The sequence below is a fragment of the Allobosea sp. TAF32 genome (assembly GCF_052113585.1).
In the GTDB taxonomy this organism is placed as follows: Bacteria; Pseudomonadota; Alphaproteobacteria; order Rhizobiales; family Beijerinckiaceae; genus Allobosea.
The window spans coordinates 1-497 of sequence record NZ_JBFRDM010000046.1; the positions used below are offsets into that span (position 1 = coordinate 1).

Sequence of the window (497 nt, forward strand, 5' to 3'; positions counted from 1 at the left end):
ACCAGGTTCTCGACCGGCACCTCCACGTCTTCGAACCACGTTTCGTTGACGTCGTGGCCCCCGTCGAGGGTGGTAATGGGACGGATCGTCACGCCGGGGCTCTTCATGTCGATCAGCAGCATCGAGATGCCGTCCTGGAGCTTGGCCTCGCCATCGGTGCGGACGAGGCAGAAAATCCAGTCGGCATATTGCGCATACGACGTCCACGTCTTCTGGCCGCTCACGATGTAGCGGTCGCCCTGGCGCACGGCGCGCATCTTCAGCGAGGCGAGGTCGGACCCCGCGCCGGGCTCCGAGTAGCCCTGGCACCAGAARTCYTCCATGSYSGGGATGCGCGGCAGGAAGCGGGCCTTCTGCGCCGCGTTGCCGTACTTCTGCAACACCGGCCCGATCATGGCCAGGCCGGTCGGCAGCAGGCGCGGGGCGTCGCCGTGGAAGGTCTCGATCTCGAAGATCAGCCGCTGGATGGCGTTCCAGCCGGTGCCGCCGTACTCGAC

At 66.3% G+C, this 497-nt stretch carries 1 protein-coding gene; it reads right to left on the reverse strand.

The window, feature by feature from the left end; translation table 11 throughout:
- A partial coding sequence (locus AB4Z16_RS28110) for an acyl-CoA dehydrogenase family protein (RefSeq protein WP_441514587.1) occupies positions 1-497 on the reverse strand: 497 nt, incomplete at both ends.